The organism is Streptomyces sp. So13.3 (assembly GCF_005860785.2).
Lineage (GTDB): Bacteria > Actinomycetota > Actinomycetes > Streptomycetales > Streptomycetaceae > Actinacidiphila > Actinacidiphila fildesensis.
Genome location: NZ_CP048835.1, coordinates 6,791,745 through 6,815,128 on the forward strand (window position 1 = coordinate 6,791,745; position 23,384 = coordinate 6,815,128).

Annotated in this window: 18 protein-coding genes; 12 read left to right on the plus strand and 6 right to left on the minus strand. The window is 71.5% G+C overall.

What is annotated here, in order from left to right:
- Positions 1-55: 55 nt before the first annotated feature.
- Positions 56-1,099, minus strand: coding sequence for an adenosine deaminase (locus C8250_RS30480; protein ID WP_138356722.1), 1,044 nt, complete (start codon positions 1,097-1,099; stop codon positions 56-58).
- Between the two features lie 121 nt (positions 1,100-1,220).
- On the opposite strand from C8250_RS30480, the gene C8250_RS30485 reads away from it, so the two are divergent.
- Positions 1,221-2,216, plus strand: coding sequence for a DUF4190 domain-containing protein (locus C8250_RS30485; RefSeq protein ID WP_187145036.1), 996 nt, complete (start codon positions 1,221-1,223; stop codon positions 2,214-2,216).
- 19 nt (positions 2,217-2,235) lie between these two features.
- On the opposite strand, the gene C8250_RS30490 is transcribed toward C8250_RS30485, so the two are convergent.
- On the minus strand, positions 2,236-3,918 hold the full coding sequence (locus tag C8250_RS30490; protein WP_138356720.1) for a PucR family transcriptional regulator: 1,683 nt from the start codon (positions 3,916-3,918) through the stop codon (positions 2,236-2,238).
- Between the two features lie 294 nt (positions 3,919-4,212).
- Here C8250_RS30490 and C8250_RS30495 point away from each other — a divergent pair, with 294 nt between their 5' ends.
- The 8 genes from C8250_RS30495 to C8250_RS30530 all read left to right on the plus strand — a co-directional run bounded on the left by C8250_RS30495 (position 4,213) and on the right by C8250_RS30530 (position 13,785).
- Complete coding sequence (locus tag C8250_RS30495; RefSeq protein WP_138356719.1) at positions 4,213-5,727, plus strand: gamma-aminobutyraldehyde dehydrogenase; 1,515 nt, start codon at positions 4,213-4,215, stop codon at positions 5,725-5,727.
- Between the two features lie 72 nt (positions 5,728-5,799).
- Positions 5,800-7,044, plus strand: a complete 1,245-nt coding sequence (locus C8250_RS30500) for a spermidine/putrescine ABC transporter substrate-binding protein (protein ID WP_138356718.1) — start codon at positions 5,800-5,802, stop codon at positions 7,042-7,044.
- A 38-nt stretch (positions 7,045-7,082) separates the two neighbouring features.
- Positions 7,083-8,231 (plus strand): ABC transporter ATP-binding protein, encoded by a 1,149-nt coding sequence (locus C8250_RS30505; protein ID WP_138356717.1) that lies wholly within the window; start codon positions 7,083-7,085, stop codon positions 8,229-8,231.
- Positions 8,228-9,169, plus strand: a complete 942-nt coding sequence (locus tag C8250_RS30510; RefSeq protein ID WP_138356716.1) for an ABC transporter permease — start codon at positions 8,228-8,230, stop codon at positions 9,167-9,169. The genes C8250_RS30505 and C8250_RS30510 overlap by 4 nt, the downstream gene beginning before the upstream one ends.
- Positions 9,169-9,957: an ABC transporter permease gene (locus tag C8250_RS30515; RefSeq protein WP_138356715.1), complete on the plus strand. Its 789-nt coding sequence runs from the start codon at positions 9,169-9,171 to the stop codon at positions 9,955-9,957. The genes C8250_RS30510 and C8250_RS30515 overlap by 1 nt, the downstream gene beginning before the upstream one ends.
- Positions 9,958-10,018: 61 nt before the next feature.
- The gene (locus tag C8250_RS30520; RefSeq protein WP_138356714.1) at positions 10,019-11,413 is read left to right on the plus strand and encodes an FAD-dependent oxidoreductase; all 1,395 of its coding nucleotides are present in this window, start codon (positions 10,019-10,021) and stop codon (positions 11,411-11,413) included.
- Between the two features lie 209 nt (positions 11,414-11,622).
- Positions 11,623-12,075 carry a hypothetical protein gene (locus tag C8250_RS30525; protein ID WP_138356713.1) on the plus strand — a complete coding sequence of 151 codons (453 nt, stop codon included), beginning with the start codon at positions 11,623-11,625 and terminating at the stop codon, positions 12,073-12,075.
- A gap of 204 nt (positions 12,076-12,279) precedes the next feature.
- A complete protein-coding gene (locus C8250_RS30530) occupies positions 12,280-13,785 on the plus strand; it encodes a CoA-acylating methylmalonate-semialdehyde dehydrogenase (protein ID WP_138356712.1) in 1,506 nt (501 codons plus the stop codon).
- An 8-nt stretch (positions 13,786-13,793) separates the two neighbouring features.
- Here the strand turns inward: C8250_RS30530 and C8250_RS30535 are convergent, their stop codons facing one another.
- Both C8250_RS30535 and gabT read right to left on the minus strand, forming a co-directional pair.
- Positions 13,794-14,672: a phosphatase PAP2 family protein gene (locus C8250_RS30535; RefSeq protein WP_138356711.1), complete on the minus strand. Its 879-nt coding sequence runs from the start codon at positions 14,670-14,672 to the stop codon at positions 13,794-13,796.
- Positions 14,673-14,818: 146 nt separating this feature from the next.
- On the minus strand, positions 14,819-16,150 hold the full coding sequence (gabT, locus tag C8250_RS30540; RefSeq protein ID WP_138356710.1) for a 4-aminobutyrate--2-oxoglutarate transaminase: 1,332 nt from the start codon (positions 16,148-16,150) through the stop codon (positions 14,819-14,821).
- A gap of 335 nt (positions 16,151-16,485) precedes the next feature.
- Here gabT and C8250_RS30545 point away from each other — a divergent pair, with 335 nt between their 5' ends.
- From C8250_RS30545 to C8250_RS30555, 3 genes are all read left to right on the plus strand, one after another.
- On the plus strand, positions 16,486-18,507 hold the full coding sequence (locus C8250_RS30545; protein ID WP_232485857.1) for an ATP-binding protein: 2,022 nt from the start codon (positions 16,486-16,488) through the stop codon (positions 18,505-18,507).
- 218 nt (positions 18,508-18,725) lie between these two features.
- A complete protein-coding gene (locus C8250_RS30550) occupies positions 18,726-20,324 on the plus strand; it encodes a PucR family transcriptional regulator (protein ID WP_138356708.1) in 1,599 nt (532 codons plus the stop codon).
- A 134-nt stretch (positions 20,325-20,458) separates the two neighbouring features.
- Positions 20,459-21,904, plus strand: a complete 1,446-nt coding sequence (locus C8250_RS30555) for an aldehyde dehydrogenase family protein (protein ID WP_138356707.1) — start codon at positions 20,459-20,461, stop codon at positions 21,902-21,904.
- Positions 21,905-22,000: 96 nt separating this feature from the next.
- On the opposite strand, the gene C8250_RS30560 is transcribed toward C8250_RS30555, so the two are convergent.
- Entirely contained in the window at positions 22,001-22,759 is a 759-nt protein-coding gene (locus C8250_RS30560) for an anti-sigma factor (RefSeq protein WP_138356706.1), read from the minus strand.
- Positions 22,756-23,343, minus strand: a complete 588-nt coding sequence (locus C8250_RS30565) for a sigma-70 family RNA polymerase sigma factor (RefSeq protein ID WP_138356705.1) — start codon at positions 23,341-23,343, stop codon at positions 22,756-22,758. The genes C8250_RS30560 and C8250_RS30565 overlap by 4 nt, the downstream gene beginning before the upstream one ends.
- Positions 23,344-23,384: the final 41 nt, after the last annotated feature.

Consider the following 23,384-nt stretch of genomic DNA (forward strand, 5'->3'; position numbering starts at 1 on the left):
CCGGACGCCCCGGGCCCCGCCCTCCGGGCGGACGCCGCCATGTGTCGGACATGACCTAGCGCCACGCCGCCGTGTACGCGTCGATCTCGGCGGTGAGCCGCGTCTTGCCCGGCGCGTCGAGGAACGACGCCTCGACGGCGTTCTTCGCCAACCCGGCGACGCCGGCCGCGTCCAGGTCCAGCAGGCGGGCGGCGATCGCGTACTCGTTGTTCAGATCGGTGCTGAACATGGGCGGGTCGTCGCTGTTGATGGTGACGAGCACACCGGCCTCGACCATCTGCCGCAGTGGGTGCTCCTCGAGCGTGCGGACCGCGCGGGTGGCGATGTTGGAGGTCGGGCAGACCTCCAGCGCGATGCGGTGCTCGGCCAGGTGCTCCAGCAGCCGCGGGTCCTGGACCGAGCTGGTGCCGTGCCCGATCCGCTCGGCGCCGAGCAGGTTGATCGCGTCCCAGACGGTCTCCGGACCGGTGGTCTCGCCGGCGTGCGGCACGCTGTGCAGGCCGATCGCGCGCGCCCGGTCGAAGTACGGCTTGAACTGCGGGCGCGGCACACCGATCTCGGGGCCGCCGAGCCCGAAGCTGACCAGCCCCTCCGGCCGCAGCTCGGTCGCGATCCGCGCGGTCTCCTCGGCGGAGGCGAGCCCCGCCTCGCCGGGAATGTCGAAGCACCAGCGCAGCACGACCCCGAGCTCGGACTCGGCGGCCTTGCGGGCGTCCTCGATCGCCTCGACGAAGGCGCGGTCCGGGATGCCGCGGTTGGTCGAGGAATACGGCGTGACGGTCAGCTCGGCGTAGCGGATGTTCTGCCGGGCCATGTCGCGGGCGACCTCGAAGGTCAGCAGCCGCACGTCCTCGGCGTCGCGGATCAGGTCGACGACGGACAGGTACACGTCGATGAAGTGCGCGAAGTCACGGAAGGTGAAGTACTCGGCCAGCGCGGCGGGATCGCTGGGGACCCGGGAGTCCCGGTGCCGGGCGGCCAGTTCTGCGACGATCCTCGGCGAGGCGGATCCGACATGGTGGACATGCAGCTCGGCCTTGGGCAGCCCGGCGATGAAGGTGTCGAGGCCGGGTACGCGTCCGGGTGCGGTGTCGGTCATGCGGATCCTCCAGGCAAGTCAGCGGTGGAGCCATCGTAGACGGCGCCCCGGGTCGTGCGAGGGCCTTCCCCCGCCGTACGCAGGCCATAGCATTGCCGGACGTAGTCAGAGGAAGGCCGCAATGTCCGACCAGCCCGACAGCCCCGCGCCCCGCAACCCCTGGGCGCCGCCCGCGGACGTCCCGCCGCAGGCCGGACCGGGGCCGAGCCCGGCGGACACCGGCCCGCCGCTGCCGCCGCTGGCACCGGGAACGGACCATTACGCCGCCGGCCCTCCGTACGACCAACAGGGTCCCCACCCGGGTCAGTACCCGCCGTACGAGCAGTACCCGGGCTATCCCGGCTACCCGGGGTACCCGATGGGCCCGTACGGCGGCTGGACCCCCTCGCCGCGCAACGGCTACGGCCTCACCGCGCTCGTACTGGGCATCGTCGGCGCGGTGCTGTCGGTCATGTGCTTCTTCGCGGTCCTCGGCGCTCCGCTGGGCATCGCCGCGATCATCTTCGGGATCGTCGGACGCCGGATCGCCAAGCGCGGCGAGTCGACCAATCCCGGGCAGGCCCTGGCCGGGCTGATCCTCGGCATCGTCGCGACCGTGCTCTCCGCCGGAATGCTGATCACCATAGGCGTGTCGATAGGGAACGGCTGGCTGGACGAGGGCGACGGGATGCGCAAGCCCGACCAGGGCAGCTACGGATCACCGCTGTCCGTCGGCGAGACCGCCGAGTACGACGGCGGGCTGCAGGTCACGGTCGCCGATGTGCAGGACCCCGGCCCGGCGCAGACCGCCGAGAGCGCCGAGGGTGCCGCGGGTGCCGAGGGCGGTGACAGCGCGCTGAAGTTCACCGTCACGCTGAAGAACACCGGCGGCGACACGCAGAACCTGGACTACGCGGACGTGTCCGCGTACGCGGACCAGGCGGGGGACAACCCGCTCAAGGACATCTCGGGACAGGACGGCTTCAGCGGCCAGCTCGCCCCGGGCGCCGAGCGGTCGCTGGACTTCATCGTCGTCGTCCCCGACCCCTCCACCGATTCCGTCGAGGTCGACGTGTCCCCGGGCGACTCCTACGACTACGCGTACTGGGACGTGCCCGTTCCCGTTCCGGCCTCGTAGGTCCTGGCATGGCCCGCGGTCAGCGGCGTACGGCCTCCAGGGCCAGCAGCGCGACGTGCAGTGACAGGCACGACTCCACCTGGTCGAGGTCGACGCCCAGGATCCGTTCCACCCGGTGCAGCCGGTCGTAGAACGAGGGGCGGGACAGGTGTGCGGCATCGGCCGCCGCCGACTTGTTGCGGCCGTTGTCCAGATAGACGGAGAGGATGCGGACCAGGTCGGAGCCGTGTTCCGCGTCATGGGCGAGCAGCGGGCCCAGCTCGCGCTCGACGTAGGTCTGCAGCCGTGCGTCGTCGCGCAGCAGGTGCAGCAGTCCGCGCAGCCGCACGTCGGGCAGCCGGTAGTACGTCCCGGCCCTGCGCCGCTCCGCACCCCCCGGTGAACCGTGCAGCGCCGCGTCGGCGACCTGCGCCGCTTCCAGCAGGGTGCGCCGCGCGTCGCGCAGCGAGCCCACCGAGGAGCCGGCCGCCATCACGAACGCGGGCGCCTCGGACGCCGGGTCGACGATCCGGTCGAGCGCGGCGGCGAAGCCTTCCAGCGACCGGTGCTCCTCGTCGTGCGGGCCCAGCGACACCAGGACGCCGACCGCGCCGTCGTCGAGCGCCCCGGTCAGTGCGGTCAGCCCGCGCTCGCGCACCGCGAGCGCCACGTTCTCGGTGAAGTCCCGCAGCCGGGACTGCGCCTCCAGCGCCGCCGACGCCGGCCCGCCGCGCAGCCGCAGCATGACGCCGACCAGCCGGCGCCCTTCGAGCGGCACGCCCAGCGCCCGAGCGCGCAGCGCCACGTCGGAGACGGTCAGCGCGTGGGTGAGGATCCCGGAGAGCAGGGTGCGGTGGGTCTGGCGTTCCAGCGATTCGCGGTCGCGCTCCAGCAGCCGGTTGAGGGCCAGGGTGGCGGCGCCCCGTTCGAGGAGGACCGCGTGCCGGTGCGGACCGGTCGTCGTGACCGGGCGGCCCTCGCCCGAGGTGCGCGGCGGCGGACCGGGCTCGCCCACCAGCACGAGCCGGCCCCAGTCGCGGCCGCGCGCGCCGACCGAGGTGACGAGCCAGCCGGCCCGCCGGTCGTACCCGGTCCTGCCGGCCGGGGCCACCCCGCGCGAGCGCCGTTCCCAGCCGTCCAGCAGCGCCTCCGGGTCGTGGCCGGCCGGGTCGAAGGCCAGCACCTGGTGCGAGAGGTTCTCCAGCACGACCGGCGCGCCCGCCATCCGGGCCACCTCCCGGACGACCTCGTCGGCCTCCGCGCCCTCGACGGACAGTTCGTTGAAGGTCTGGTGCACGGCCTCCGAGGCGCGCAACTCGGTCAGCTGCGCGTCCACCACATGGGCGTGCACCGCCTGGGTGACGCTCACGAACCGCACCTCGGTGCGCAGCGCCACCAGCGGGAGGCCGCGCCGCTCGGCGGCCCTGACCAGCGGCCGCGGCAGCACATCGGCGTACCGCCGGCCCAACTCCACCACCAGCCCGGCCGCGCCGACGTCCGCGAGGGCGTCGATGTACTGGGCCAGCGACTCCTTGTCCTCCGGGAGCATCACGCCGGTCGTCAGCACCAGCTCGCCGCCCTGCAGCATCCCCGCGATGTCGGCCAGCTCGCTGATGTGCACCCAGCGCACCGGCCGGTGCAGCCCGGCGGTGCCCGCGACGACCCGCGGCGCGCCGCGGCGCAGCGCGTCGAGTTCCAGGACCTGGGCGACGGTGGGAAACACGGTGTGACCTCCGGTCGGGACGGCGTCCGGCGTGGCCTGACGCCACTGCCGGGGGCAGAGTGTAAAGCTCTCCGCGCCACCGGTTGCGGTGTGACGGTTACGCCGCGCGCAGCGCTCCGGCATCGTGCCTCGGGACGCCGGGGAAAGCCACTGTGTGGCAGATCACGGAAGACAGATTTCGTCGCGTAACCAAAAGGCAACAACGGAATCCCTTGTTGGCCCAAGGCTACTCTGCCAGGATCAGCCATCAATCCAGTCTTCGGCCACGGCGCCAAGCGGATGCGAGGAGACACCATGGACCACCGTTTCGACGTGAAGAACCGGTTCGCGGACGGGGCCCAGTACATCGCCGGAGCCTCGCGGCCGGGCACCTCAGGCCACCAGCACTCCGTGGTCGACCCGGCCACCGGTGACGCGGTGTACACCTACGAGCTCGCCGGGGCCGCGGACGTGGACGCCGCCGTCGCCGCCGCGAAGGCCGCCCTCCCCGGCTGGTCCGGTGCCACCCCGGCTGAGCGTTCCACCGCGATGCACCGCTTCTCCGAGGTGCTGGCCGAGCAGGCCGACGACCTGGCCTTCGTGGAGTCGCTGCAGTGCGGCAAGCCGCTGCGGCTGAGCGCCGGGTTCGACGTACCGGGCACCGTCGACAACACCGCGTTCTTCGCGGGGGCCGCCCGCCATCTGGAGGGCAAGGCCGCCGGTGAGTACTCGGCCGACCACACCTCCTACGTGCGCCGTGAGCCGGTCGGCGTCGTCGGCTCGATCGCGCCCTGGAACTACCCGCTGCAGATGGCGGCCTGGAAGGTCCTGCCGGCCATCGCCGCGGGCAACACCATCGTGCTCAAGCCCGCCGAGCTGACCCCGCTGACCTCGCTGATGTTCGCCCGCGCGGCCACCGAGGCCGGTATCCCGGACGGTGTGGTCAACATCGTCAGCGGCGCGGGCAAGGAGGCCGGCGAACACCTCGTCGGCCACCCCGACGTCGCCATGACCTCCTTCACCGGCTCCACCGGCGTCGGCAAGCGCGTCGCCGAGATCGCCATCCGCACCGTCAAGCGGCTGCACCTGGAACTCGGCGGCAAGGCGCCCTTCGTGGTCTTCGACGACGCGGACCTGGAAGCGGCCGTGCACGGCGCGGTCGCCGGCTCTCTGATCAACACCGGCCAGGACTGCACCGCCGCGACCCGCGCCTACGTCCAGCGGCCGCTGTACGACGCGTTCGTCGCCGGGGTGGCCGACCTCTTCGCGGGCATCAGGCTCGGCGACCCGTTCGACCCGTCGACCGACCTCGGCCCGCTCATCTCGCACCTCCAGCGGGACCGCGTCGCGGCGATCGTCGACCGCTCCCGCGCGTACGCCACCGTCGTTACCGGCGGCGAGGCCCCCGGCGACAAGCTGGCGGCGGGCGCGTTCTACCGCCCCACCCTCATCACGGGCGCCGCGCAGGACAGCGAGATCGTCCAGTCCGAGATCTTCGGCCCGGTGCTCGTCGTGCTGCCCTTCGACAGCGACGACGAGGGCCTGGCGCTCGCCAACGACACCCCGTACGGCCTGGCCGCGTCCGCCTGGACCCGCGACGTCTTCCGCGCCAGCCGGGCCACCCGCGAGATGAAGGCGGGCTGTGTCTGGATCAACGACCACATCCCGATCCTCAGCGAGATGCCGCACGGCGGCTACAAGGCGTCCGGCTTCGGCAAGGACATGTCCGCGTACTCCTTCGAGGAGTACACGCAGGTCAAGCATGTGATGTACGACAACACCGCGATCGTCCGCAAGGACTGGCACCGCACGATCTTCGGAGACCGATAACCCGGTCGGACCCCGGACTCCGGCCGGACCCCAGGCGGTTCCCGGCCGGCCTCCCGTGAAAGGGCACAGCGCATGGAGCAGTACGAGACACTCTCGCCTCCCCAGCTCGCGGCGATACGGCGCACCATGACCAACGGGCGTGGTGCGCTCGCCCGCCGGTCGCTGCTGCGCGCCGCCGGACTCGGCGCCGTGGCGACGGCAGGGCTGACCGGCCTCACCGGTTGCGGCATCCCCGCCGCGGGCGGCCAGAAGGACGCCGCCGCCACGACCGAGGACCACTCCGGGTCGGAGAAGACGGTCAACTTCTCCAACTGGACGGAGTACATCGACGTCACGGACGACGGGAAGCACCGTCCGACACTCGACGCCTTCGGCAAGCGCACCGGTATCAACGTCAAGTACACCGAGGACATCAACGACAACGTCGAGTTCTTCGGCAAGGTCAAGCCGCAGCTCGCCGCCGGCCAGGACACCGGCCGCGACCTGATGGTGCTCACCGACTGGCTGGCCGGCCGCATGATCCGCCTCGGCTGGGTGCAGAAGCTCGACGCGTCCAACCTGCCGCACGCGTACGCCAACCTGGAGCAGCGGTTCCGCAGCCCCGACTGGGACCCGGGCCGCGCCTATTCGTACCCGTGGACCGGTATCGCCACCGTCATCGCCTACAACAAGAAGGCGACCAACGGCCGTAAGGTCACCTCGGTCTCGCAGCTGCTGGACGACCCCACGCTCAAGGGCCGGGTCGGGATGCTCACCGAGATGCGGGACACCGTCGGCATGACGCTGATGGACATGGGCAAGAACCCCGCCTCCTTCACCAACGACGACTTCGACGCGGCGATAGCCCGGGTGCAGAAGGCCGTCGACTCCAAGCAGATCCGCCGCTTCACCGGCAACGACTACACCGCGGACCTCTCCAAGGGCGACATGGCCGCGTGTCTCGCGTGGGCCGGCGACCTCGTCCAGCTGAAGATCGACAACCCGGACATCGAGTACGTCTTCCCCGACGCGGGCTACCTCTCGTCGACCGACAACCTCGTGATCCCCAACAAGGCGCGGCACAAGAAGAACGCCGAGCGGCTCATCGACTACTACTACGAGCCGCCGGTCGCCGCCCAGCTCGCGGCCTACATCAACTACGTCTGCCCGGTGGCGGGGGTACGCGACGAACTCGCGAAGATCGACCCGGCGCTGGCCGCGAACACGCTGATCCTCCCGGACGCCGCGATGGCCGCCAAGACGCACTCCTTCCGCCTGCTGTCCTCCGCCGAGGAGACCGCGTACGAGCAGAAGTTCTCCAAACTCATCGGCGCCTGACCGCACCTGACGACTGACGACTTACGGGAAGCGACCCCATGACACACGACTCCTCCGGCGGCGAGGTCATCCTCTCCGGGATCAGCAAGCGGTACGGCGCCTTCACCGCCGTCCACCCGCTCGACCTCACCATCCCGCAGGGCTCCTTCTTCGCCCTGCTCGGCGCCTCCGGCTGCGGCAAGACCACGACCCTGCGCATGATCGCGGGCCTCGAGGACCCCTCCTCCGGCACCGTGTCCCTGTCCGGCGAGGACGTCACGGCCCTCCCGCCGTACAAGCGCCCGGTGAACACCGTCTTCCAGAACTACGCGCTCTTCCCGCATCTGGACATCTATGAGAACGTCGCCTTCGGCCTGCGCCGGCGCGGCATCAAGTCGGTGAAGAAGCAGGTCGAGGACATGCTGGAGCTCGTCGAGCTGGGCTCGATGGCCCGCCGCAAGCCGAACCAGCTCTCCGGTGGCCAGCAGCAGCGCGTCGCGGTCGCCCGCGCTCTCATCAACCACCCCAAGGTGCTGCTGCTCGACGAGCCGCTCGGCGCCCTGGACCTCAAGCTGCGCCGCCAGATGCAGCTGGAGCTCAAGCGCATCCAGACCGAGGTCGGCATCACCTTCGTGCACGTCACCCACGACCAGGAGGAGGCCATGACCATGGCCGACACCGTCGCGGTGATGAACGGCGGACGGGTGGAGCAGCTCGGCGCCCCCGCCGACCTGTACGAGAACCCGGGATCGACGTTCGTCGCGAACTTCCTCGGCACCTCCAACCTCATCGAGGCCGAGGTCACCGGCACCTCGGGCGACGATCTGCTGCTCGTCGCGGGCGGCCAGAAGCTCGCGCTGCCCACCGCGCGCTGTTCGGCGAAGACGGCCGTGGGCGGCCGGGTGCTGGCCGGCGTGCGCCCCGAGAAGATATCCGTCGCGCACCGCGACGACGAGGACTCGATCGCCGACGGGCGCAACCGGATACCCGGCCGCATCGTCGACTCCAGCTTCATCGGCGTCTCCACCCAGTTCGTGATCGACAGCCCGGTCTGCCCGGAGCTGGAGGTCTTCGTGCAGAACGTCGACCGTGACTCGCGGCTGGTGCCCGGCGCCCCCGTCGTCCTGCACTGGAACCCCGCGCACACCTTCGGCCTCGACGCGGCCCAGGACATCGATGCCGGTGTGCAGGAGGTGGAAGCCGCATGAGCACCGTCACCGACCGGCCGCCCGCCCCGCCGGAGACCCCGGCGCCGGTCCCGGCCGCGATGCGCCGGGCCGCCGGGCGCAAGCGCCGGGTGCCGTACTGGCTGCTGCTGCCGGGCATCGCCTGGCTGCTGGTGTTCTTCGTGGCGCCGATGATCTACCAGGCGTCCACGTCCGTGCAGACCGGCTCGCTGGAAGCGGGCTTCAAGGTCACCTGGCACTTCGCGACCTACTGGGACGCGCTGACCGAGTACTACCCGCAGTTCCTGCGCTCGTTCGAGTACTCCGCCATCGCGACCGTGCTGTGCCTGGCGATCGGCTACCCGCTCGCGTACACCATCGCCTTCCGGGCCGGCCGCTGGCGCAACCTCATCCTCATCCTGGTCATCGCGCCGTTCTTCACCAGCTTCCTGATCCGCACCCTCGCCTGGGAGACGATCCTGGCCGACGGCGGATTCGTGGTGCAGACCCTCAACCAGCTGCACATCCTGGATCTGACGTCCTCGCTCGGCATCACGCAGGGCGACCGCGTACTGGCCACACCGCTCGCGGTGATCTGCGGTCTGACGTACAACTTCCTGCCCTTCATGATCCTGCCGCTCTACACCTCGCTGGAGCGCATCGACGGCAAGCTGCACGAGGCGGCCGGCGACCTGTACGCCAAGCCCTTCACAGTCTTCCGCAAGGTGACCTTCCCGCTGTCCATGCCGGGCGTGGTCGCGGGCACCCTGCTCACCTTCATCCCGGCGACCGGCGACTACATCAACGCCGAACTGCTGGGCACCACCAACCAGAAGATGATCGGCAACGTCATCCAGTCCCAGTTCCTGCGCGTGCTCGACTACCCGACGGCCGCCGCCCTGTCCTTCATCCTGATGGCGGTGATCCTCGCGATGGTCATGTTCTACATCCGCAAGGCCGGAACGGAGGAGCTGGTCTGATGCGCTGGATACGGAAGAACCTGGTGGTCTTCGCGGGTGTGCTCTGCCTCGCGTACCTGATCCTGCCGAACCTCGTCGTCATGGTGTTCTCGTTCAACAAGCCGAACGGGCGCTTCAACTACGAGTGGACACGCTTCTCCACCGACGCCTGGGAGCACCCCTGCGACGTCGCCGACATGTGCGGCTCGCTCGGCCTCAGCCTGCAGATCGCGCTGTACGCCACGATCGGCGCGACGGTGCTGGGCACGATGATCGCCTTCGCGCTCGCCCGCTACCGCTTCAAGGCGCGCGGCACGACCAACATGCTGATCTTCCTGCCGATGGCGATGCCCGAGGTCGTGATGGCCGCCTCGCTGGGGACGCTCTTCCTCAACATGCGCGTCCCGTTCGGCTTCTGGACCATCCTCATCGCGCACATCATGTTCTGCCTGAGCTTCGTCGTCACCGCGGTCAAGGCCCGCGTGATGAGCATGGACCCGCGCCTGGAGCAGGCCGCGCAGGACCTGTACGCCTCCCCGCTCCAGACCTTCCTGCGGGTTACCCTCCCGCTGGTGGCACCCGGTATCGCCTCCGGCGCCCTGCTGTCCTTCGCCCTGTCCTTCGACGACTTCATCATCACGAACTTCAACGCCGGCTCGACGGTGACGTTCCCGATGTTCGTCTGGGGCTCGGCGCAACGCGGCACCCCGGTGCAGATCAATGTGATCGGCACCGCGATGTTCGTGATCGCGGTCCTCGTCGTCGTCGCCGGGCAGCTGCTCGGCAGCCGGCGCAAGGCCCGCGCGTAACACCGCACGTCCGTACCCGATCGACCGGAACCGAACCGATCACCAAAAGGTGTGAGAACAGATGGACCCAGCCCGTTCGCTCGCAGACGCGCGGCCGACACCCTTCTGGCTGGAGGATCCCGGCAAGCCGCAGCCGCTCGGCGCGCTCACCGGTGACGAGCACTGCGACCTGCTGGTCGTCGGCGGCGGCTACTCCGGGCTGTGGACCGCCCTGCTCGCCAAGGAGCGCGACCCGTCGCGCGACGTGGCGCTGATCGAGGGCAACGAGATCGGCTGGGCCGCCTCCGGGCGGAACGGCGGCTTCTGCGCCGCCAGCCTCACCCACGGGCTGTCCAACGGACTCACCCGCTGGCCCGGCGAGTTCGCCCGGTTGGAGGAGCTGGGCGACCGCAACCTCGACGAGATCGAGGCGGCGGTCGCCCGCTACTCCCTGGACTGCGAGTTCGAGCGCACCGGTGAGATCGACGTGGCCACCGAGCCGCACCAGCTCGAGGAACTGCACGAGGCCGCCGGGCAGGCGATGGAGCACGGCATCGCGCTGGAACTGCTCGACCAGGACCAGGTGCGCGCCGAGGTCGACTCCCCGACGTTCCTCGGCGGGCTGTGGGACCGCACCGGCGTCGCCATGGTGCACCCGGCCAAGCTCGCCTGGGGCCTCAAGCGCGCCTGCCTCGGGCTGGGTGTCCGCATCCACGAGCACACCCGCGCCACCGCGCTCACCGCGAACGGCGCCGGCATGGCCGTCCGCACCCCGTACGGCCGGGTCTTCGCCCGGCAGGTCGCGCTCGGCACGAACGTGTTCCCGTCGCTGGTCAAGCGGGTACGGCCGTACATCGTCCCGGTGTACGACTACGCGCTGATGACCGAGCCGCTCAGCGAGGAGCAGCTCGCCTCCATCGGCTGGAAGAACCGCCAGGGACTGGGCGACAGCGCCAACCAGTTCCACTACTTCCGGCTCTCGGCCGACAACCGGATCCTGTGGGGCGGCTACGACGCCATCTACCCCTACGGCGGCCGGCTCTCCGCCGAGCGCGACCAGCGCCCGGAGACCAACCTCAAGCTCGCCCAGCACTTCTACCGCTGCTTCCCGCAGCTGGAGGACGTGCGCTTCACCCACACCTGGGGCGGCGCCATCGACACCTGTTCGCGCTTTTCGGCGTTCTTCGGAACCGCCCACGGCGGAAAGGTGTCTTATGCGGCGGGATACACCGGCCTGGGCGTCGGTGCCACCCGCTTCGGCGCGGACGTCATGCTCGACCTGCTGTCCGGCGAACGCACCGAACGCACCGAACTGAAGATGGTCCGCAGCAAGCCGATGCCGTTCCCGCCCGAGCCGTTCACCTCGGTCGGGATCGGCCTCACGAAGTGGTCGCTGGACCGCGCCGACCGCAACGAAGGCCGGCGCAACCTGTGGCTGAAGGCGATGGACAAGGCGGGACTGGGCTTCGACAGCTAGGGACCGTCGTCGGGTCATTCGACGACACGACCTGGGGGAGTGCGCCCGGGGGCACTCGTCGTGTGCGCCTCGCGCCCCCAGGCGCACCCCTGCCCGGAGGCCGTGAGCCGCCGCACTACCAATCAGTAGCCGAACCCGCGTAATGATCCGCGCTTCCGGCCCTCTCTTCCGTGTCAGCAGTATCAGCTTCACGGAACGGAGGAACCGGCATGGGCAGCGCCGGTGCGAAGAGTGCGGTCGAATGGCTGGTATCCGCGGCACCCGATCCGGAGGCCTGCCGGTGGGACTGGGAACGCAACCCCCTCGGGGTGACGTTGCTGCCCGCCGGCAGGCTCTGGGACGTTCTGATCCTGGCGGGCGAGCTCGGCTATCCGACCCTGGACGTGCTCACCCGGCTCGTCGACCGGCCCGGGCCGGTCCTGTCCGACTTCGGGGACTCCCGCATGGGGTTCTTCGTACCTCCGGGAACGGCCGCCCGCTGGATCGCCACCGGTGTGCGCAGCGCGGGCCGCGGCACCTGGATCGTCGTCCCCTACCCCGGCCGGGCCACCGGCGGCGTCCGCTGGCTCATCCCGCCCGACGGCACCGGGCACCTCACCGATCCGGTGATTCTGGAACTGGCGATGCACGAGGCCGTCGCGCAGCTCGCGGGTGACGGCTGACCCGCCGGGATCCCCGGATTCCCCCCTGGGTTCCCCCTGGACTCCGCTCGGGTTCCCTCCGGAACCGGCCCGGAATCCTTCCGCGGACACCGGCTGTCCGACGATCTGTAAGGCCCCGCGACGCGCCGCCGACACGTTGCTGCTTGTACGCCTCGCCATGCCCTCGCAAGACTGGCAGCAGGCTTACGAGAGAAGGGTCCCCCCGTGTCCACCAAGAACATCACCCACTGGATCGCCGGCCAGGCATGGACCGGCACCGCGGAGCGGCGCGGCGATGTGTACGACCCGGCCACCGGGGCGGTCACCGGACAGGTGGACTTCGCGTCGATCCGTGAGGTCGACCAGGCCGTCAGCGCCGCTGTCGAGGCGTTCCCCGACTGGCGCAGCGCGTCGGTGGCCAAGCGCAGCCAGGTGCTCTTCGCCTTCCGCGAGCTGATCAACTCCCGCCGTGACGAGCTGGCCTCGATCATCGTCTCCGAGCACGGCAAGGTGCACTCGGACGCGCTGGGCGAGATCGCCCGCGGTATCGAGGTCGTCGAGTACGCGTGCGGCATCCCGCAGCTGTCGAAGGGCGGCTTCACCGAGCAGGCCTCCACGGGTGTCGACGTCTACTCGATCCGCCAGCCGCTCGGCCCGGTGGCGATCATCTCCCCGTTCAACTTCCCGGCCATGGTGCCGATGTGGTTCTTCCCCATCGCCATCGCCGCGGGCAACACGGTGGTCCTCAAGCCCTCGGAGAAGGACCCCTCGGCCGCCAACTTCATCGCGGGGCTGTGGAAGGAGGCCGGTCTGCCGGACGGCGTCTTCAACGTCGTGCACGGTGACAAGGTCTCCGTCGACCGCCTGCTGGAGCACCCGGACATCAAGGCGGTCTCCTTCGTCGGCTCCACGCCGATCGCCCGGTACGTGTACGAGACCGGCACCAGCTACGGCAAGCGCGTCCAGGCCCTCGGCGGCGCCAAGAACCACATGCTGGTGCTGCCCGACGCGGACCTCGACCTCGCGGCCGACGCCGCCGTCAACGCCGGGTTCGGCGCGGCAGGCGAGCGCTGCATGGCCATCTCCGTCCTCGTCGCCGTCGACCCGGTCGGTGACGAGCTCGTCGAGAAGATCAAGGAGCGCATCGCCGGTCTGAAGGTCGGCCCCGGCTGCAACGGCGACTCCGAGATGGGCCCGCTGGTCACCGGCGTGCACCGCGACAAGGTCACCTCCTACCTCGACGCGGGCCTCGCCGACGGCGCCACGCTCACCGTCGACGGCCGCAAGCACCCGATCTCGGGCGAAAACACCGCCGATGGCTTCTGGCTCGGCCCGACGATCTTCGACAACGTCAAGCCGGGCATGTCCGTGTACGACGACGAGATCTTCGGCCCGGTGCTGTCCGTGGTGCGGGTCGACTCGTACGACGAGGGTCTGGAGCTCATCAACAGCAGCCCGTACGGCAACGGCACCGCGATCTTCACCAACGACGGGGGCGCGGCCCGCCGCTTCCAGTACGAGGTCGAGGTCGGCATGGTCGGCATCAACGTCCCGATCCCGGTCCCGGTCGCCTACTACTCCTTCGGCGGCTGGAAGAGCTCGCTCTTCGGCGACACGCACGCCTACGGCGAGGACGGCGTCAAGTTCTTCACCCGCGGCAAGGCGGTGACGCAGCGCTGGCTGGACCCGAGCCACGGCGGCATCAACCTGGGCTTCCCGACGAACAGCTGAACCGCTCGCTAGCCGTCAGCGCCGGGCAGGTCCGTCCTCCGGGCCTGGCCGGCGCTGCTGTCGGATGAGCCGGCCGGGGTCATGGCCACTCCCGACAGCAGCGCCGCGCACAGGCACCAGCTGCCCAGGACGTCCAGCGGCCAGTGGTACCCGCACCACACCAGCGACACCCCGACGGCGGCCACCACCAGCAGGACCGCGGCGGCGAGCAGCCGTCGCAGGGCGGCGTTCCGGACGAGCGGGAGTACGAGAAGGGCGGCGGCGCCGAGGGCGACCGACGCCGACGCCGTGTGCCCGGACGGGAAGAAGCCGGGGTAGGAGCCGGGGCCGAGGCGGCGGTGGCCGGGGGAGGGGCGGGCGACGAGGGTCTTGGTGACGCTGACGATCAGCGGGACCGCGGCCATGGCCAGCGCCGCGGCCAGCGGGCGCGCCCACCACCGCGACAGCCCGGCCCGGCGGCCGCGCCAGGCGCTTGCGCCGATGGCGGCGGCGAGGAGCGGCACCGCGATCTGCGCGTTGCCGAGGTCGCAGAAGAACTGCCCGGTGCCGTGCAGGCTCCGGTGCCGCGCGGCGGCGTGCTGGAAACGCCGGAGCAGCCACCGGTCGGCGTCCACCAACGGGCCACCGGCGACGACCTGCCAGGTGATCAGCGCGAAGAGCAGCAGGCTGACGGCCAGGACCAGGTTCAGGGCAAAAATCGGCCGCCCCGGAACAGGGGGGAGAGTTCCGAGGCGGCCAGGTCGATCTCCGTGCCGCTCGGCCCGGGGGGTTTGGGACGAGCGGTCGATCGATCGGCGAAGAGTGCCGAAACGCTTCGTTCCGGCGCTGTCGTGCGCGAGGGCACTGCTGTGCCGGCAATGGGGGGTCGCCGGCGCGGTGTCGCCCATGGTCACCCACGAGCGGGATGGTGCGGTGTATCTGCGGAAACCGTACGTCACCGGCGAGGCTGCCGGGAGAGCGATTACCCCTCCGCCATCAGGCCCGCACACCTTCTTCACCGATGCCGCCCCCTTACCCAGAGTTACACCGGGAGTCACACCCGGGTGAGGGCCTCCTCGATGATGTCCAGGCCCTCGTTCAGGAGATCTTCGCCGATGACCAGCGGCGGCAGGAAACGCAGCACGTTGCCATAGGTGCCGCAGGTCAGAACGACCAGGCCCTCGGCGTGGCAGGCCTTCGCCAGGGCGGCGGTCACCGCGGCGTTCGGGGTCTTGGTGCCCGGCTCCACGAGCTCGACGGCGATCATGCCGCCGCGGCCGCGTACTTCACCGATCACGTCGAACTTCTCCTGCATCGCGTGCAGACGGCCCTTCATGACCTCCTCGATGCGCCGCGCGCGGGCGTTGAGGTCGAGCTCCTTCATGGTCTCGATCGCGCCGAGCGCCGCGGCGCAGGCCACCGGGTTGCCGCCGTAGGTGCCGCCGAGGCCGCCCGCGTGCGCGGCGTCCATGATCTCGGCGCGGCCCGTGACGGCGGCGAGCGGCAGACCGCCCGCGATGCCCTTGGCGGTGGTGATCAGGTCCGGGACGACGCCCTCGTCGTCACAGGCGAACCACTGGCCGGTGCGGCAGAAGCCGGTCTGGATCTCGTCCGCGACGAACACGATGCCGTTCGCCTTCGCGAACTCGGCGATCTTCGGCAGGAAGCCCTTGGCCGGCTCGATGAAGCCGCCCTCGCCCGCGATCGGCTCGATCACGATCGCGGCCACGTTCTCGGCGCCGACCTGCTTGGTGATCATGTCGATCGCCTGGGCCGCCGCCTCCTCGGCGCAGTTCTCGGCGCCGGTCAGCCAGCGGTAGCCGTAGGCCAGCGGTACGCGGTAGACCTCGGGTGCGAACGGCCCGAAGCCCTCCTTGTACGGCATGTTCTTGGCGGTGAGGGCCATCGTCAGGTTGGTGCGGCCGTGGTAGCCGTGGTCGAAGACGACGACCGCGGTGCGCTTGGTGTACGAGCGGGCGATCTTCACCGCGTTCTCGACGGCCTCGGCGCCGGAGTTGAACAGTGCGGTGCGCTTGTCGTGGTCGCCCGGGGTCAGCTCGTTGAGCTGCTCGGCGACCTCGACGTAACCCTCGTACGGGGTCACCATGAAACAGGTGTGGGTGAAGTCCGCGAGCTGCGCGGTCGCCCGCCGCACCACGGCCTCGGCGCTGTTGCCGACCGAGGTCACCGCGATGCCGGAGCCGAAGTCGATGAGCGAGTTGCCGTCCACGTCCTCGAGCACGCCGCCGCCGGCGCGCGTCACGAAGACGGGGAGGGTGACGCCGATGCCGTTGGGGACCGCGGCGACCTTGCGGGCCATCAGCTCCTGCGACTTCGGGCCGGGGATCGAGGTGACGAGCCGGCGCTCCTGGGACAGTTCGGTCATGGCGGGCGTACTCCTCTTATATGTCCACGGGCTTTTCCCGCAGGCTAAGCGGGGGCCGCGCGGACCCGCTTACTCCGATAGGGCGCAGTGGCGGGTGATCATTCGACACGGCGGACAGTCCGCTTCCCGGCAGACCGTAGTCCTGGCGGCCGATTTCGGCACCCGCGCCTCGCGAAGCGCCATGATCCTTATGGACCGGTGTCCGCTCCACTACATTGGGTTCCGTCGCTGGCGACGAGGCTGAGGGGCGGCCGGTAGTGGATATCGAGGGTACGCAGGGATTCCGGAAGGCCGCGCCGGCGACCCCGGTACCGAGGCCGGCGGGACCGCCGCCGATGCCACAGGCGCCACCGGTGTCCGCGCTGGAGACCTGGCTGCGCACCCCGCGCCACCACGACGCCCCGGGGATCTTCGCGTACGGCCACGTCCCGCGTCCCCCGGAGGACCCGGGCCGGCTCGCCGGCCGCCGGCTGATCGGCGGCGCGCTGCTGGCCCTGCTGTGCGGGCTGCTGGTCTGGTCGCTGCTCTGGAACTATTTCGGCAGCCTCTGGCTCAAGCCGATGTTCTGGCTCATCCCGGACGACTGGGCGTACACCGGCGACCGGGTCGCCTACACGATCGTCTCCAACACCTACTACCTGATCTGGATCGGTCTGCTGGCCTATGTGTTCGGCCGGGCCGGGCACTGGCCGGACGTCTGGCGCCGGTATGCCGCGCCCGCTCTGAGCCGGCTGTGGGACGAGCCGGCGCAGCCGGGGCTGCGGCCCGACGGGCAGCCCGTCGAGGACGATCCCGTCCAGTGGCCCGAGCTGCGGGCGGCCGGGCAGCACGCGGTGGCGGACCGGCTCGCGGGCGAGATCCGCAGCGGGCGGATGAACGACGTCGACTACACGCGGATCCAGCGGGCCTGGACGTCGGTACTGGCGGACCCGCGGCGGATCGACGCGTTCGCCGACACCGTGCTGCGGCAGGGCGCCGCGGCGTGTCTGCATCCTTCCGGCGCGCGCGATCTGCCGTTCCGCTCCGCGACGCACGATCTGCTCGGCGGCCAGGTGCGGATCGGCCTGGCGCCGGCCGACGACCGCAATCCGTACCAGCACCGGGGCGCGGGGCTGGCGCTCGACCCGTCGCTGCTCGGCACCGGCCTGGTCGCCGTCGGCCCGCCCGGCTCGGGGAAGACCCGGCAGCTGGTCCGGCCGGTCGTCGAGTCGCTGTGCCTGCAGGCGCTGTCCGGCACCGCCGCGGTGATCGCCGTGGGCTCCGCGGGCACCGACCTGGGACCGGCCGACGCGTTCGACGTCGTCATCTCGCTCGGCGACCCCTCCTCGCGCTACGACCTGGACCTGTACGGCGGCAGCCCCGACCCGGACGCGGCCGGGAGCACCCTCGCCGAGGCGCTCATCGACGACGGCCCCACGCACGAGGCCGACATCCGGCGGGCCGCCACCGCGCTCTCCCAGCTGCTCGGCCCCTACCGCGCCGCCCACGGGCGCTTCCCCGCCGTGACCGAGCTGCGCGAGCTGCTCGACGGCATCCCGCACGCGTTCGCCGCGCTGCGCGGCGCGCTGGACCTGGCCGGGGAGCCGGGTCCGGTCCGTGAGCTGGAGGCACGGCAGCGGCAGGCGGGGCGGCCCGACGACATCGGCACCCTGCTCGCCGACCGGATCGCGCTGCTCGACCGGCCGGCCTTCGCGGGCTTCTTCGACGTCACCGGCCGGACCCGGCCGTTCTCCATGCACACCCTGGAGCACCCGCTGCGGGTCCGTATCGACCTGCCCGAACGCGGTCACGCCGAGGCGTCCCGGATCCTCGCGCGGCTCGTGCTGGCCCAGTTCACCGCCGCGGTCACCGGCCGCCGCGACCGGTCGCTCTTCGCCTGCCTGGTCCTCGACGACGCCGCGCACACCATCACCGGAGAGTCGGTGCGCGGACTGCAGCGGCTGCGGTCCGCCAACGCCGGGGCCGTGCTGGCGCTGCGGACGCTCGACGACGTCCCCGAGGCGCTGCGCACCGCGCTGCTCGGCGCGGTCGGCTGCCGGATGGCGCTGTCCGGGATCACCACGTGGGACGGGAAGCGGTTCGCCGAGGCCTGGGGCACCACCTGGGTCGAGACCCGGGACGTGACGCGTACGCCCGACCAGTCCGGCGGTCTGCTGCGCCGCCTCAACCGCGGGGTGCGGCGGCTGTTCACCGGGGAGGCCGTCACCACCGAGTCGGTGACCGTCCGCAGCGTCGAGCGTGAGCGCTGGTCCGCCTCCGAGCTGGCCCATTCGGTGCCGGCCGGGCATGCCGTCGTCTCGCTCACCGCCACCGACGGCGAGCACGCCCCGCCGATACTGGTCGACCTCCGCGGCTGACGCCTGACGCCTGCTCCCGGCTGTCCGACACCTGATTCCTGACATCGCACGTCCGATATCGGACGCCTGATGCCGGGATCTGGACGGTGAGGCAGAATCGGAACCGGTCACCACTACCGGTCGGCCAAAACCCGAGTCCTTTGGGCCTTCCGGGCCCGGTGGGTCCCCGCGACCCCGCCGGCGCCGCCGGAAGCCCCCGCCGGAGGCGACAGCGCGTCATGCCCCTCACTCTCGCCTCTCTCGTCCACCATTCGGCACTCAAGCTCGTGGTCCTGGCCGGCGGCGACCATCTGGACGCCACCGTGCGCTGGGTGCACACCAGCGAGCTGGACGACCCGGGACCGTATCTCGAAGGCGGCGAACTGCTGCTCACCACCGGACTCAAACTCGCCGTCGACGACCCGGACAGCCTGCGCGGCTACGTGCGGCGGCTGGCGGACGCCGGGGTGGTCGGGCTCGGCTTCGGCGTCGGGGTGGGGCACGACGCGGTGCCGCCCGCGCTGGTCGACGCCGCAGCGGAACTGGATCTGCCGCTGCTCGAAGTGCCGCGCCGCACGCCGTTCATCGCGATCAGCAAGGCCGTGTCGGCGGCGGTCGCGGCCGACCAGTACCAGGCCGTCACCGCCGGCTTCGAGGCCCAGCGCGATCTGACCCGGGCGGCCCTCGCCCCGGACGGCACCTCCGCGCTGCTCGGCCGGCTCGCGCACCACCTCAACGGCTGGGCCGCGCTCTACGACGCGTCCGGCGCGGTGCTCGCCGCCGCCCCCGAGTGGGCGGGCCGCCGCGCCGCCCGGCTGACCGGCGAGATCGACCGGCTGCGGGACAAACCGGCGCCCGCCAGCGCGGCCGTGGCGGGCCCCGCGGGCACCGAGGACCGTGTCGAACTGCAGTCGCTGGGCACCGCGCGCCGGGCCCGCGGGTTTCTCGCCGTCGGCACCGAGGAGCGCCTCGACACCCCCGCCCGCTATGTCGTGCACGCCGCCGTCGCGCTGCTCACGCTCTCCCTGGAGCAGTCGCGGGCGCTCCAGGACACCGAGCAGCGGCTCGCGGCCGCCCTGCTGCGGATGCTGCTCACCGGGGAGAGCGAGCACGCCCGTACCGTCGCGGGCCGGCTCTACGGCGACCTGCTGGCGCAGCCGGTGCGGCTGCTCGTCGTGGAGCCCGCAGAACTCACCGCCAAGCCCGTGAAGACGGCCAGGCCCGCCGCCCGTACCGGCCGCCCGGCGGTGGCGCTGGACTCGGTGGCGCTGCTGGCCGAGCGCGCGGAGGCCGCCGGCGCCCGCTCGGGCGAGCCGGTCATCGCCGTACGGGAGGGCCCCCGGCTGGTGGTGCTCGCCGCCGACGGTTCGGCCGTGCTCAAGGCCTGCACCGACTTCGCCGAGGCCGACGACACCCTGGCCGCCGGGCTGTCCGGGGCCGTCCCGGTGGCGGAGCTGCCGGACGCCAACCGGCAGGCGGAACGGGCGCTGGCCGTCGCGCTGCGGCGCGGCCGCAACCTGGTCGAGCACGGCGAGGTCGGTGCAGGATCGGTTCTCCCGCTGCTCGGCGACGACGCGGTCCGGGCGTTCGCCGAGGGGCTGCTGCGCCCGCTGCGCGAGCACGACGCGACCAGCCGCGGCGACCTCGTCGCCTCCCTCCAGGCATGGCTCTCGCGGCACGGCCAGTGGGACGCGGCCGCGTCCGACCTGGGCGTTCACCGGCACACCCTGCGCTACCGCATGCGCCGCGTGGAGGAGATCCTCGGCCGCTCGCTGGACGATCCCGACGTCCGGATGGAGCTGTGGCTGGCGATGAAGACGCTGCCGCCCGGCGAGTGACACAACGGAGTACCCGCCACGAGCGGTACTCCGCAGTGGACAAACGCCCCCGCGCCCCGCCCGGCCTACCGTGGACGTACGTGATCGATCACCACCCATCGGGATCACCACCCCATCGGAAGGGCCGGGCCGCTGTGAGCACCCCCACCGCATTCTGGCTCGCCGGCCGCAAGGCGACCGGCGAGGACAGCTTCGACGTCACCAACTCGTGGGACGGCCGGGTCGTCGGCACGGTCAGCGTTCCCACCGAGGCCCAGGTCGAAGAGGCCGTCGCGGCCGCCGAGGCCGTCCAGGCCGAGTTCGCCGCGACCCCGGCCCACGTGCGGTCCGCCGCGCTCGACCTCGTCGCCCAGCGGCTCGCGGAGCGCACCGAGGAGATCGCCCGGCTGATCACCGCCGAGAACGGCAAGCCGATCAAGTGGGCCCGCGGCGAGGTCGGCCGGGCCGTGTCGGTGTTCCGCTGGGCCTCCGAGGAGGCCCGCCGCTTCAACAGCGGCGAGGCGCAGCGGCTGGACACCGACGCCGGCGGCGTCGGCCGGCTGGCGCTGACCCGGCGCTTCCCGCGCGGCACCGTGCTCGGTATCGCGCCCTTCAACTTCCCGCTGAACCTCGTCGCCCACAAGGTCGCCCCGGCGATCGCGGTCGGCGCGCCGATCATCCTCAAGCCCGCCCCGGCGACCCCGCTGTCGGCCCTGGTGCTGGGCGAGATCCTCGCCGAGACGGGTCTGCCGGCCGGCTCCTGGAGCGTCCTTCCGGTCCCCAACGACCGGATGCCGGCCCTGGTGCAGGACAAGCGGCTGCCGGTGATCTCCTTCACCGGTTCCGACAAGGTCGGCTACCAGATCATGGATTCGGTGCCGCGCAAGCACACCACCCTCGAACTGGGCGGCAACGCCGCGGCCGTGGTGCTGGCCGACTGGTCCTCCGAGGAGGACCTGGAGTGGGCGGCCACCCGTATCGCCACCTTCGCCAACTACCAGGGCGGCCAGTCCTGCATCTCGGTGCAGCGGGTCATCGCCGACGCGTCGGTCTTCGACGTGCTCGCCGAGAAGGTCGTCGCCAAGGTCGCGGCCCAGGTCACCGGTGACCCGTCCGACGACGCCACCGACGTGGGCCCGCTGGTCGACGAGAACGCCGCGAAGCGCGTCGAGTCCTGGGTCGACGACGCGGTCGCCAAGGGTGCCAAGCTGCTCACCGGCGGCACCCGCGAGGGCGCCTCGTACGCCCCGACGGTGCTCACCGAGATCCCCGCGGACGCGATCCTCGCCACCGCGGAGGTCTTCGGCCCGGTCCTGTCGCTGCAGAAGGTCGACGGCGCCGACGAGGCGTTCGCGGCCGTCAACGACTCGAACTACGGCCTGCAGACCGGCGTGTTCACGCACGACCTGCAGACCGCCTTCCGGGCCCACCGCGAGCTGGAGGTCGGCGGCGTGATCATCGGCGACGCGCCCTCCTACCGCGCGGACCAGATGCCGTACGGCGGCGTGAAGGACTCCGGTGTCGGCCGTGAGGGCGTCTCGTACGCCATGGCCGACTACACCTACGAGCGGGTCCTCGTCCTGACCGGCCTGGACCTCTGAGACCGACGGACCACCCTCCACCGGCCGGGGCGCATGTGCGGTGCGCCCCGGCCGGTTTTTTCCTGCCCTGCCCTGCCCCGTTCCGGTCCGATCCGGTCAGGAAGGGATCGGTACGACCATCACCGGCGGTCCCGACGGGGTCGGTGAGCCGCCGGACGGTTCCACCGTCACCCCGACCGCGTCGGCGCCCCTCGGGCCGCCCGCCAGGAGCTGTGCGCCGTCGGTGCGGCCCGGAGTGACGAGACCGGCCGGGATCATCGAGCCGTTCTGGCTGTACCAGAGCTGGTAGACCCGCGCAGTGCCCAGCGGCGGCAGGTCGTGGTAGACGAACGCCGTCCGTCCGAGCCGCTGGGAGGAGACCACGGTCGCCCCGCCGCCGCCCCGCATCGAGCCGGTCCGCAGGGTGGCATCGGGCGCCGCCATCAGCGTCTCCAGGTCGGAGGCGCGCTGCTCCGCCTGGATGTTGCCGTCCCGTGCCCGGTCGGCGTCCCGCTGGGCCTGGACGGCCCAGACCCCGGCGCCCGCGGCGATGGCGAGACAGGCCGCGGCGGCCAGATAGGGCAGCCGCTGCCGCCAGCGCGGGCCGCGCAACGGCACCACGACGGGTTCGACGACCAGCGGCGGCAGCTGCCGTACCTCGGGCAGCGACCACATGACGCGGTCCCGCAGCCCTGGCGGCGGCACCTGCGCCACCGCGAAGGCCAGCCGGGTCGCGGTCTCCCGCAGCTCACGCACTTCCTGGGAGCAGGCGGGGCACTCGGCGAGATGCCGGGCGAACTCCGCCGCCTCCGCGGGGGAGAGGGCGTCCAACGCGTAGGCGCCGGTCAGTGTGTGCAGATCGGCGGAATCGTTCACGACGTCACCCCCAAGCAGTCCCGCAGACGGATGAGCCCGTCCCGGAGACGGGTCTTGACCGTGCCGAGTGCCGTTCCCAGCACATCGGCGGTTTCCCGGTAGGTATATCCCCGGTAGTAGGCCAGGTTCACCGACTCACGCTGGAGTTCGGTCAGCTGTCCCAGGCAGCGGCGCACCTGTTCGCGCTCCAGCCGCCGCTCGACCTGCTCCGACACCTCGTCGAAGGCGGGGGAGTGGTCGCGGGCCGCGGCCCGCTGCTCGCGGTCGGCGGAGGCCTGTGCCGAGCGCACCCGGTCGACCGCCCGCCGGTGGGCGAGCGTCATGATCCAGGCCATGGCACTGCCCCGGCCGGCGTCGAAGCGGGCGGCGCTGCGCCACACCTCGATCAGTACCTCCTGGGTGACCTCCTCGGACTGCGCGGGATCGCGCAGCACGCGGTGGGCCAGCCCGAGAACGGAACCGGCAACGGCTGTGTAGACGCTGTCGAACGCCTGCTGGTCCCCCCTGGAGACCCGTTCGAGCAGGGTCTCCAGGCTTCCGGGGCCCGGCGCCACGGGTCCGTTGTCGCGGGCTACCGCGTGCATGCGCACCTCCGAGCAATGGTTGTCACCATTGATTCGTAGCC

What these genes read in the sequence shown, in the direction of transcription:
- C8250_RS30480 (WP_138356722.1), bottom strand. Translation starts at nt 1,099, where the DNA reads ATGACCGACACCGCACCCGGACGCGTACCCGGCCTCGACACCTTCATC.
- C8250_RS30485 (WP_187145036.1), top strand. Translation starts at nt 1,221, where the DNA reads ATGTCCGACCAGCCCGACAGCCCCGCGCCCCGCAACCCCTGGGCGCCG.
- C8250_RS30495 (WP_138356719.1), top strand. Translation starts at nt 4,213, where the DNA reads ATGGACCACCGTTTCGACGTGAAGAACCGGTTCGCGGACGGGGCCCAG.
- C8250_RS30500 (WP_138356718.1), top strand. Translation starts at nt 5,800, where the DNA reads ATGGAGCAGTACGAGACACTCTCGCCTCCCCAGCTCGCGGCGATACGG.
- C8250_RS30505 (WP_138356717.1), top strand. Translation starts at nt 7,083, where the DNA reads ATGACACACGACTCCTCCGGCGGCGAGGTCATCCTCTCCGGGATCAGC.
- C8250_RS30510 (WP_138356716.1), top strand. Translation starts at nt 8,228, where the DNA reads ATGAGCACCGTCACCGACCGGCCGCCCGCCCCGCCGGAGACCCCGGCG.
- C8250_RS30515 (WP_138356715.1), top strand. Translation starts at nt 9,169, where the DNA reads ATGCGCTGGATACGGAAGAACCTGGTGGTCTTCGCGGGTGTGCTCTGC.
- C8250_RS30520 (WP_138356714.1), top strand. Translation starts at nt 10,019, where the DNA reads ATGGACCCAGCCCGTTCGCTCGCAGACGCGCGGCCGACACCCTTCTGG.
- C8250_RS30525 (WP_138356713.1), top strand. Translation starts at nt 11,623, where the DNA reads ATGGGCAGCGCCGGTGCGAAGAGTGCGGTCGAATGGCTGGTATCCGCG.
- C8250_RS30535 (WP_138356711.1), bottom strand. Translation starts at nt 14,672, where the DNA reads ATGGGCGACACCGCGCCGGCGACCCCCCATTGCCGGCACAGCAGTGCC.
- gabT (WP_138356710.1), bottom strand. Translation starts at nt 16,150, where the DNA reads ATGACCGAACTGTCCCAGGAGCGCCGGCTCGTCACCTCGATCCCCGGC.
- C8250_RS30545 (WP_232485857.1), top strand. Translation starts at nt 16,486, where the DNA reads ATGCCACAGGCGCCACCGGTGTCCGCGCTGGAGACCTGGCTGCGCACC.
- C8250_RS30550 (WP_138356708.1), top strand. Translation starts at nt 18,726, where the DNA reads ATGCCCCTCACTCTCGCCTCTCTCGTCCACCATTCGGCACTCAAGCTC.
- C8250_RS30565 (WP_138356705.1), bottom strand. Translation starts at nt 23,343, where the DNA reads ATGCACGCGGTAGCCCGCGACAACGGACCCGTGGCGCCGGGCCCCGGA.